The following is a 9473-nucleotide window of genomic DNA, read 5'->3' on the forward strand; positions in this document are numbered from 1 at the left end:
AACCACCCAAGGAGCACCCGTGAACCAGCCCCGACTCGCCCGAGCCCTCACCGTCTTCCACGCCTGGATGGAAGACAGCGACTGGTGGGACGGCAACGCCCTCTACCTCGACCTCGACACCGCCAAGACCCGCGCCGCCTACGACTACGAGGGCGACGAGTACGGCCACTTCGACGACGAAGGCGAAACCGACGAGCCCCGCTCTAAGCCCGACTTCTCCTGGGTCTGGGAGCACGGCTCCTGGCACCTGCTGGACCACGGCAAGAACACCCTCGTGCAGGTCTCGGAGACCACCATCTACCGGGCCGCCACGCTCCGCGAGGTCCAGCAGCAGGACGCGCTCATGGCGGCCGAGGAAGCCGAGCGCGCGGCCAAGCCACAGTTGCCGCTGCGCGAGGCTCTGGAAGCCGAGGCTGCCCGCCGGGCCGCCGCTGTCCCGGCTGTGGTGCCCGCCGCGAACGAGGACGGCGACCAGTGAACGCGCCGCAGTGGGGCAGCACCGACCAGGAACGGCAGATGCGCGCCGACGCGGAAACCGGCTTCACGGACTACCCGCCCTTCGTCGGCAAGGTCCTCTGCCCGGCGCGCGAGAAGTGCCCGGCTGGGCTCTCGGTCTTCACGCCGTTGGCTAGCGGCCGCCTGCCGATGCACCGGGACTCGCTCGGCTATCCCTGCCCCGGCGCCCGGAAGAAGCCGACCACGCCACCGCTGCAGCTGCGGCCCACGGACGAGCCCGCGTGAGTGCTGGCTGCGGCCCGCACCCACACCCCACCACCAAGGAGAACCGAATGACCGACCGACCGCCCAGCCTCCGGTCCATCAGCTACGGGGGGGGCGTCCAGTCCACCGCGCTCCTCGTCCTTGCCGCGACGGGCCGCATCGACTTCCCGCTGTTCGTCTTCGCCAACGTCGGCGACGACAGCGAGCGCAAGGCCACCCTGCGGTACGTCGAGGACTACGCCAAGCCCTACGCCGCCGACCACGGCATCGAACTGGCCGAGGTCCAGCGCCGACGCCGGGACGGGACCGTGGAGACGCTGCACGGGCGCCTCACGCGGCCCGGCTCCCGCTCGCTGCCTATCCCGGTGCGTATGTCCAACGGGGCGCCCGGCACCCGCTCCTGCACCGCCGACTTCAAGATCAAGGTGGTTGGGAAGGAGATGAAGCGGCGCGGCGCCAGCAAGGACAACCCGGCCACGATCGGCATAGGCATCTCGGTCGACGAGATCCACCGCGCGAACAACCGGATCACCGAGCCGCACGAGCGGATCGTGTACCCGCTCCTCGACCTCGGCCTGCGCCGCATCGACTGCCAGCGCATCATCCGCGACGCCGGCCTGCCGGTACCGCCCAAGAGCAGCTGCTACTTCTGCCCGTTCCACCGGCCGGAGACCTGGCACGACATGCGCCGCGAGGAGCCGGAGGAGTTCGAGAAGGCGTGCCAGCTCGAAGACCTGCTGAACGAGCGCCGCGACGAGCTCGGCAAGGACCACGTCTACCTGACGCGGTTCAACCGGCCGCTGCGGGAGGCGATCCCGGACGGGGTCGACCTGCTGCCGATGTTCGACGAGGCCGACGGCGCCTGTGACTCGGGCTACTGCTTCACCTGACCAGGACCGGCCGCCCGCGGGCTATGTGGGCGGCCGGCCACCGAATCCTCTCACCCCTGGAGACCCCGTGAACCACACCGACCCGACCGCCGAGACCCGGGTGAGCTACTTCATCCAGTCCCGTCCCACCGCAGACGCGCCGTGGCAGCCTCACGGCCTTCGCGCCTCGTGGGCGTCCAAGGACAAGGGACTGGAGAGGCTCGCCAGCCGCCGCGAGATGCAGCCGACTTGGGAGCATCGGCTGATGACGCGAACCACCACGGTCATCGAGGAGCCGACCGCCGTGGTGTCCCCGCCGACGGACCGGGCCGAACTCCGCGACCGCATCGCCGAAGCGCTGTACGCCCACAACCACCCCGGTTGGGCCATCGGCTACACCGACCTCGACCAGGATGAGCGGGACACGTACCTGAGGCGCGCCGACGCGGTGCTGGCCGTGCTCCCCGAGCAGACAGACCGGGCCGCCTACGCGCAGGGCCTGCTGCACGCCGCCGACTTCGTGCGGAGGCTGCCACTCACCCGCACATTGGTCACGACGACGAGCCTGGAGGCCGAGCTGCGCCGTCTGGCCGTTGAGGCGGACGGGAGCCGCGTGGCCGACGAGGAGCAGCCCGCCACCGAGGCGCGTCCCCAGCGCGGCGACCAGTTCGAGCAGTGGCTGAAGAAGCAGCGGGACGCCGCCGCGGACTACCCCGAGGCATACCAGGCGGCCGACGGGCTGCTGGACATGTACCGGCTGCACGCCGACACCGGCACCCCACTGTCCGATCACGTCTGCGAGGGACAGGCGGTCGGGGACTGCGAGTGCCTGGAGCCGCCGACCGTGGCGCGGCCCGGCCAGCCCGACACGGACGAGGAGGCGACGGCCGCCGACGTCCAGCAGATGCTCACCCGCATGCGCGCCAACGCCGCCACCCACGACCTCGACGAGCTGCTCCGCCGCGTTGCCGTGTGGGCCGCGAGCAGCGAAGGCCGGGACGTCCTCCTCGACGACCTCGTGGCAGGCGGCTACCGGCTGCCTCACGCCTGCGGCAACTGCGAGGGCATCGACCCCGACTCCTGCCTGAAGAACCCGGACCGGCCCGCCCCTGTGGTGCAGCAGCCCGCGGCAACCGACGACGGGCAGGAGGCGCCCCCCTGCGCCGAGTGCCCCCACCCGCACGCCGTCCACCGCGACGGCGATGACCCGGTGACGCCCGGCCTCTGCCTCCAGTGCGAGGCGGAGGGCAACGTCGACGACGCACGCCACGACTACACGCCCGCCGTACCGCCCGCATAGCCCCGCCACGGCCCTGTACGGGCGCCAGAACGGTCCGGAACGCATCCGGGTCGCCCTGGTCCACCCGGCGCCTCACAGGGCCTCAGGCGCCCGCACAGCCAATCCAGACCCGAACGGAGAACCATGACCCCCGCTGACGAACTACGGGCCGCAGCCGAACAACTCCGCGCCGTCGCACCGAATATCACCGGACGCCTGGCTGGACTCGCCGACCCCGTCGGCACACAGAATGCCCTCAACTCACCGCCCACATAGGCATCTTGAGTGTCGTCCAACAGGTCTGGGGTGACGAGAGCCACAAAGAGGCCAGCGAGTGGCTTGCCGCTGGGCACGGCAGCGTCAGCGAACAGGCTCTCGCCGTGGCCCGCACCATCAACGCAGGCGGTGAGCAGCCATGACCGACCCGTCCAGCGCCCCGCGCGGTGAGCACACGCCGGCCCTGGGCGCCCACTGGCAGACCACCGTCGTCCGCACCGAGCAGCTGATAGCCGACACCGCACCCGACCCCACCCCCAACCGGGCCACCCGACGCGCCCAACAGCGCGCAGCACGACGAATCCGAAAGGAACAGCCCATGCCTGACCTGCACGGCTGGATCACCCAGCAGATCACCCACCTCGAAGCACTCTGCCGCAGCGCCGACAAGGAACACGGCCGCGACTGGGCCGCCACCTGGACCGCGTCCACCGACGACTTCGAACTCCTCGACAACCACGGCATCCTCGTCGCCCGCAGCCTCCTGCCCGGTGCCGCCGGACTCCTCGCCATCCACGACCCGACCGCGGTCCTCCGCCGCTGCAAAGCTGACCGGCGCATCCTCGACATCCACAAGCCGCTCGCCGCCCACTGGTCCGACTACTACGCCTGCGACGGCTGCGGCTACGACGGTGCCGACTACTGCACCGAACCCAACACCGGGCACGTCAACGACTGCCCCACGCTGCTCGCACTCGCCGAGGGCTACGGGCTGACCGAGGAGCAGCGCGCCGCTCTGGACCGCCCCGAGAAGGAACGGCCGCCGCGCAAGCCTGGGTTCGGCGGTATGCCAGATGCGCTTGCCGAGCAGATGATCCGCATCTCGCTGGCCACGGTCCCGCCCACACTCCGCGGACCCAACTGGAAACCCGAGCGCCCGGCTTGACGCCCGTGGCATCCTGGGCGCAGCGGCTGACCCGCCCCATGGTTGGCGGTGTAGGCCGCTTCCGCCCGGTGTGGGTGGCCCCGGCCACCTCGCGCGGCACCGGGCCCCGCGCCAGCCTCGCGAGCTGGCGCACCAGCTGTACCGCCCTGATCGAGGGGCGGCCAGAGGCGACGGCCCCCGTGGGGCGCGGTCACCAAACCCCGAGCGCCTGCCCCGTGAGCACCAGACAGGGCGGGCGCTCGCGCGTCCCCGGACATGCCGCGGCCCGCCGGTCTCAGGGGTACGGAGGCTGGCGGGCCGTCAATGGGCGCCCCCCATTGTGGATCTACGACGGTACGCCCACGCCCCTCGAAGCGATAGATGTATGCACCCTTGACCCTCGCCAGCACCGGGCGCACCCTGAGATCTTCACGCCCCAGGGGAGGGAACAAGCCATGGCCGAAAGCGACGACACGCACCGCATCGTTAAGTACGAGAACGACGAAGGCGCGCGAATCATCATGAGCATCCGACGCGACCCCGAGACGGACGCCATGACCGACGAAGACCTCATCCGCGAGTACGGCACCCGCCTCGAAGCCGACCTTCGGAAGCACCGCAACGAGAAGCCGGGCCCGGCTTGACGGGCGTGTGATCCTGGTCGTGCCGCCCGCCGCAATGCTGCTGCCGACGGACCGGCGCTACTCACGACGAAGCCCCCGAGTCCAGGTCTCGGGGGCTCTCGTCTGCCCGGGCGCTGCTACGGCCGCCACTCCTCGCGGAAACCAGGCCGGTCCGCGTAAGGCAGGGCGAGCCGCTTCAGCGTCCGCTCACACGCGGCTACGCCAGCCTGGTAGTCCAGGCCCTTGCGTGCACCCCAGCGGATCTCCTCAGCGAGGTCGTCCACAATGGCACGCCTCGCGTCGATCTCGCGCAGCACCCGAGCCGGATCATGCGCAGCGATGTGGACCATCCGGTCTTCCGACCGCTCCTGCATGACGGGCAGGTTCGCCACCGCACCCCGCAGTCGACCGTCCGTCACGTACCGCACCACCACCGGCCACGACGACATACCAGCCGGATCCTTGCCGCTCAGATCGGCCGCCCACTCCTGCTCGCTGCGGCCGCCAGCCGCCCGCGCGATCCGCTCGTCCTCGTCGAGCTGCTCGCCGAGCCACCGCACCAGCTCATCCATCCTGAGCCTCCTTGCTCGCGCGGCGGGCGCGCATCCGGGCTTTGATCTGCTCCTGTGTCGCGGGCGTCCACTGGTGCCAGCCGACGGGCGGCTTCCACCGCCAAGCGTGTTCGCGCTGGTCGACGCCGCAGTGGCGGCAGCCATAGGGGGTCTCAAAGCCGGCGGCCATTCCCGGCTTGGCGGTCACGACCCCTCCTTCATCGTCCCGACGCTGCTCACCCATCCGATGCCTCCCGTGCGAGCTGCTCACGCCACTCCTCCGGCACCTCGCGGAACCGCACGGCCGGGCTATCGTCCCGGTCGGTCAACCCGTCACTCATCCAGTCCGTGGCGACACGGCGCAGCTCGGAGTCCTGGTAGTAGTTGTGGTCGTACTCGTCCCGGGGATCGGCTTCCCGGTCGGCGAAGGTCACCTCCGCGATCACATAGAAGCGGCGCACGGGCTCACCGTCGATCCGCAACCGGTCGATCTTCATCAGTCCTCCTCGGCGTCAGACGGCGGTTCGAGTTCCTCGGCGAGGATCTGCCGGACACGGCCGAAGCTGATGCTCAGCTCGTCGGCGATCTGCCGGTATGTCATACCGCTCTCGTGCATCCGGCGTACCGCCTGCTGGCGCCGCCAACGGAAGCGATCAACAGCTTCACCCCATGCCTGCGTGATCCGCTTGGCCTGTTCGGTTGGTGGCTCTTCAGCCGCTACGGCGTCCACAGCATCGAGCACTCGCCGCACCTCCTCCGCCCGGTCTGTCATGTCCGTTCCTTCCCGGGGTGGGGAGGCGGATCTTCCTGCCGTCTTGTGTAGTCAGCCTACACGTGTGTAGTGTGACTACACAACGGCCGGGAGGCCCCACCTCCGACCGTGCAATGAGAACGGCCCGGCAGGAGATCTCACCCTCCTGCCGGGCCAGCCAACCCTGACGTGACCAGGAGTGACCGCATGCAGCGTACCCAGACGCCCAGCCAAGCGCCCAGCCCCGCGTCCACGCCGTGGCAAGTCCCCTGGCCCGACGGCTGTACCGCCCGCTACTGGGCCGTAGCCGGAGCCACCGTCGACGTCCTCGTCCGCAAGGACGCCGACCACTGGCCCTACGACACCAAGTGCACCGGCTGCCCCTACAAGGACGTCTTCCCCAGCGAGGACGCCGCGCACCGCGACGCCCAACGGCACGCCGAGCGCTGCCGCGCCCTCCCACGCCCCACCGCCTGACCCCACCAGCCGGCCGCGCGGCGGTAACCCGAACCCCTCGTCCCGCCGCACGGCCCGCCGTCCCGCTCGCACCCGCACCCCCTGCGGCCGAGCGGGACGGCACCCCAAGACCACTCCAGCCAGCCCGAGGAGCACCTCATGAAGCCGTTCAACCGCAAGATCACACCGGTCAAGGTCGGCAACAACACCAAGTACGAGGTCGAGAACGACCCCATGCCGCAGCTCTACAACACCCCCGAGCAGGCGCAAGAACGCACCCAAGCCCTCAACACCCAAGACGCCCTGCGCGGCGTCACCCGCACCAGCAGCTGACCGGTAGCCCTCGGCGCACGACACCACGCGTGCGCCCTGGAAATCCACCAGCCGCCCAGGAGCCACCGTGAAAACCCGCTACATCGAAGTCCCCCGACGCCGGCGCATACGCCGCTACCAACGCTGCCGCTGCCCCCGCAACCGATCACCCCTCGTCGACACCCTCCACGCCCCCCTCGCCCGCTACGGGTTCACCGCCCTCGCCTTACTCGCCCTCGTTGCGCACCAAGCCTGGCCGTTCCTGATCACCACAGGACTCGCCATCTGGGCCTGGCGCCACCGCTAACCCGCACCCCACGGAGCCGTCACCGTGAAGAACCCCAACCTCACGCTCGCCGTGATCGCAGCCACCGCGTCGATCATCCTCACCGGCGCCGCGTTCTGGCTGTCCTACGAGCATCTCCACGACGTCGCCCGCGCGCACGGCCTCGCCGACGCCGCACGCGCCTGGGCGTGGCCGGCCACCGTCGACCTGTTCGTGATCATCGGTGAGGTCCTCATGCTGCGCGCCGCGCTCGCCGGCCGCACCGACGGCTGGGCGATCTTCCTGACGGTCGCCGGATCCGGCGGATCCATCGGCCTCAACGTTGCCGGAGTCGGAGCAGACGCCAACGGCATGGACTACGTCGTAGCGGCCGTTCCTCCGGTGGCGGCGCTACTCGCGTTCGGGGCGATCATGCGGCAGATCCACGGCCTCCTCGCTACCCGTGTGGCGCTACCCGCTACGAAGCCCGTAGCGCCCCCGAAGCCTGCCGCTACACCGGCCGCTACCGAGCGGCCCGCTGTGGCGTCCGTGCCCGCTACGCCGAAGCCCGCCCGTAGCACCGCCCCGGCCAAGCCCGCTACGCCTTCCGCAGCCGAGAGCGCTACGAGCGGACTCGCCATCGATGGGCCGCTCTACGCCGTCGGCACCCCGCAGCACGTTGTCCGTTCCCTGTGGCTCCGGCTCGGTCACCGTCCGACCGAAGGAGCGATTGTCGACGCCCTCGGCAAGGCCGAGTTGCCGAACTCCCGCGCCCAGGCCGGGAAGATCCGCCGCCAGGTCGAAGCCGAGACCAAGAACCTGCCCGGCCCCCGCGCCGCCTGACCTCGAAGGAATCCCACATGCTGCTCGCCGCCGCCATTGCCATGGTGCTGATCACGATCGTCTTCCTCGTGATGGCCCACGCCGACGACAAAGCCCGCCGTGACCGTGACCGCAGTCGCAGTCAAACCCGCCCCCCGTCCGCCCACTGACCAGCGCCAACCCCGCCCGATCAGAGTGCGACTGCAGTCACAGTCACAGTGAAGGAACCCGCCCCATGGCCCGCACCAACACCGCCCCTGGATCCACCACCGAGGCCCCGCCCGATCCCCCCACACAAGAAACAGCCCGGCCCTCCCCGGTCCTTGCCTGGCCCGCCGAATGGCCCGTCCCCGAACTGCCCGAGAAGGAGACCCGGCGCCGTACCCGCGGCCTGCCCATGGCCCCCACCCTGGCCGGCGCCAGCAACGCCACCGCGCTCACCACGACCGCCGCCTACTCCGCCGGGGGACCGCTCGCCGCGGCCGCCGCCGGAGTCGTTGTCGTAGCGGGCGCCACGGTGGCGGTGGCCCGCCGTCGCGCCTCGGTCCGCCGTAGCGTGGCCACCCGGTCGGGTGGCGCTACGCCGTTGCGGGGGCCGCGTAGCGGTGGCGGTAGCGGCCTGCGTAGCGGGCCTGGAGCGGGGTCGGGGCGTGGCGGTAGCGGCTCCCAGCGTGGCGCTACGGGGGGCCGTAGCGGTGCGGGTAGCGGTTCGCGTGGCGGGTTGTGGCGTAGCGGCGGGTCGTCGAAGACCGGGTCGCTGGGTGGTGGCCACCGTAGCGGCACCGGTAGCGGAGGCGGCCGTTCCCGTAGCGGACTCCTCCGTAAGGACGGCAGCCGCCACACCGGGCCGGGCCGCCACACCCTCGACTCCGCTAAGAACCCTCGGCAGCAGAACAAGGCGGCCGCCGCCGCGGAGAAGGCAGCGAAGAAAGCCATCCAGAAAGCGGCGAAGACCCTCGCCGCAAAGACCAACAGCAGCGGCAAGAGCCACGGCGTGAAAGCCGCCGCCGCCCGGGCAGCCCGCGGCGCGGCCAAGGCATCCCGCCCCTACCTCGCCCGCGCCGCGAAAGCCACCGCCCGCCAGGCCAAGCGAGCCGGCAGCGCACTGTGGGACGGCGTGCGCGCCCTCGGCTCCGCCGCCTGGACGTGGCTCCGCACCCGCGACGCAGGCGCCGCCCTCAACCGGCTCAAAGCCGTATGGGCGCGCCACCGCAAGAACCGCAACACCCCGCCCGCCCAGACCAGCCCGCCCGTCGCCGCGACCGTGCGACGCCCCACCAACCCCGCCCCCGTACCCACCTCTGGAGGAACCGCAATGTCCGGTGGAGGACACCACTTCGTCGCCCCTGCAATGGAACTCGCCCGCGCGGCCGCCAACTACCACCCCACCGGGATGCTCCAAGTCGGCGCCGACTTCGCCGGGCTGGAAGAGGCACTGCGCCTCCACGCCGAAGCCATGAAGATCACCGTGGAGAACGCCGACGCCACCCAGCCCCTCGACCCCCACATCGTCGACCTGATGCGGCAGATCCACGGTCTCCAGTTGAAGGCTGCCGAACTCGCCTCCGAATTGCAGCCCGCGTTCCGTCAGCTCCACCACGTCGACATCAGCCGCCTGGAGAACCCCCGCAAGGGCGCCGCAGGCGAGCGGATGTGGGACGTCTCCGCCAACATCTGACTGCTA

The 9473-nt window shown here is 70.8% G+C and carries 16 protein-coding genes; 12 read left to right on the forward strand and 4 right to left on the reverse strand.

Annotation, left to right across the window (positions count from 1 at the left end; translation table 11 throughout):
• Nucleotides 1-19 precede the first annotated feature (19 nt).
• The 6 genes from ACH45E_RS44315 (at nt 20) to ACH45E_RS44340 (ending at nt 4653) form a co-directional block, all read left to right on the forward strand.
• Nucleotides 20-478 (forward strand): hypothetical protein, encoded by a 459-nt coding sequence (locus ACH45E_RS44315; RefSeq protein WP_361449145.1) that lies wholly within the window; start codon nt 20-22, stop codon nt 476-478.
• Nucleotides 475-741, forward strand: coding sequence for a hypothetical protein (locus ACH45E_RS44320; protein ID WP_361449142.1), 267 nt, complete (start codon nt 475-477; stop codon nt 739-741). The genes ACH45E_RS44315 and ACH45E_RS44320 overlap by 4 nt, the downstream gene beginning before the upstream one ends.
• 47 nt (nt 742-788) lie before the next feature.
• Entirely contained in the window at nt 789-1610 is an 822-nt protein-coding gene (locus tag ACH45E_RS44325; RefSeq protein WP_361449139.1) for a phosphoadenosine phosphosulfate reductase, read from the forward strand.
• A 67-nt stretch (nt 1611-1677) separates the two neighbouring features.
• Entirely contained in the window at nt 1678-2889 is a 1212-nt protein-coding gene (locus tag ACH45E_RS44330) for a hypothetical protein (RefSeq protein ID WP_361449136.1), read from the forward strand.
• A gap of 394 nt (nt 2890-3283) precedes the next feature.
• A complete protein-coding gene (locus ACH45E_RS44335) occupies nt 3284-4030 on the forward strand; it encodes a DUF6221 family protein (protein WP_361449133.1) in 747 nt (248 codons plus the stop codon).
• Nucleotides 4031-4464: 434 nt separating this feature from the next.
• On the forward strand, nt 4465-4653 hold the full coding sequence (locus tag ACH45E_RS44340) for a hypothetical protein (RefSeq protein ID WP_361449130.1): 189 nt from the start codon (nt 4465-4467) through the stop codon (nt 4651-4653).
• Nucleotides 4654-4769: 116 nt separating this feature from the next.
• Here the strand turns inward: ACH45E_RS44340 and ACH45E_RS44345 are convergent, their stop codons facing one another.
• From ACH45E_RS44345 to ACH45E_RS44360, 4 genes are read right to left on the reverse strand one after another with little or no spacing between them, the layout of a single operon-like run.
• The gene (locus ACH45E_RS44345; RefSeq protein WP_361449127.1) at nt 4770-5204 is read right to left on the reverse strand and encodes a DUF6221 family protein; all 435 of its coding nucleotides are present in this window, start codon (nt 5202-5204) and stop codon (nt 4770-4772) included.
• A complete protein-coding gene (locus tag ACH45E_RS44350) occupies nt 5197-5391 on the reverse strand; it encodes a hypothetical protein (RefSeq protein WP_361449124.1) in 195 nt (64 codons plus the stop codon). Before ACH45E_RS44350 ends, ACH45E_RS44345 begins: the two co-directional genes overlap by 8 nt.
• A gap of 28 nt (nt 5392-5419) precedes the next feature.
• Complete coding sequence (locus tag ACH45E_RS44355; protein ID WP_361449121.1) at nt 5420-5680, reverse strand: hypothetical protein; 261 nt, start codon at nt 5678-5680, stop codon at nt 5420-5422.
• On the reverse strand, nt 5680-5955 hold the full coding sequence (locus ACH45E_RS44360; protein ID WP_361449118.1) for a helix-turn-helix domain-containing protein: 276 nt from the start codon (nt 5953-5955) through the stop codon (nt 5680-5682). Before ACH45E_RS44360 ends, ACH45E_RS44355 begins: the two co-directional genes overlap by 1 nt.
• Before the next feature lie 186 nt (nt 5956-6141).
• Here ACH45E_RS44360 and ACH45E_RS44365 point away from each other — a divergent pair, with 186 nt between their 5' ends.
• From ACH45E_RS44365 to ACH45E_RS44390, 6 genes are all read left to right on the forward strand, one after another.
• Nucleotides 6142-6411: a hypothetical protein gene (locus ACH45E_RS44365; RefSeq protein ID WP_361449115.1), complete on the forward strand. Its 270-nt coding sequence runs from the start codon at nt 6142-6144 to the stop codon at nt 6409-6411.
• Between the two features lie 138 nt (nt 6412-6549).
• Nucleotides 6550-6723, forward strand: a complete 174-nt coding sequence (locus tag ACH45E_RS44370) for a hypothetical protein (protein ID WP_361449112.1) — start codon at nt 6550-6552, stop codon at nt 6721-6723.
• A gap of 67 nt (nt 6724-6790) precedes the next feature.
• Nucleotides 6791-7009 (forward strand): hypothetical protein, encoded by a 219-nt coding sequence (locus ACH45E_RS44375; RefSeq protein ID WP_361449109.1) that lies wholly within the window; start codon nt 6791-6793, stop codon nt 7007-7009.
• A 24-nt stretch (nt 7010-7033) separates the two neighbouring features.
• Nucleotides 7034-7810 (forward strand): DUF2637 domain-containing protein, encoded by a 777-nt coding sequence (locus ACH45E_RS44380; RefSeq protein ID WP_361449106.1) that lies wholly within the window; start codon nt 7034-7036, stop codon nt 7808-7810.
• A 17-nt stretch (nt 7811-7827) separates the two neighbouring features.
• Entirely contained in the window at nt 7828-7959 is a 132-nt protein-coding gene (locus ACH45E_RS44385; RefSeq protein WP_361449103.1) for a hypothetical protein, read from the forward strand.
• 65 nt (nt 7960-8024) lie between these two features.
• A complete protein-coding gene (locus tag ACH45E_RS44390; RefSeq protein WP_361449100.1) occupies nt 8025-9467 on the forward strand; it encodes a hypothetical protein in 1443 nt (480 codons plus the stop codon).
• Nucleotides 9468-9473: the final 6 nt, after the last annotated feature.

Source organism: Streptomyces sp. NPDC020299 (genome assembly GCF_044387825.1).
In the GTDB taxonomy this organism is placed as follows: Bacteria; Actinomycetota; Actinomycetes; order Streptomycetales; family Streptomycetaceae; genus Streptomyces.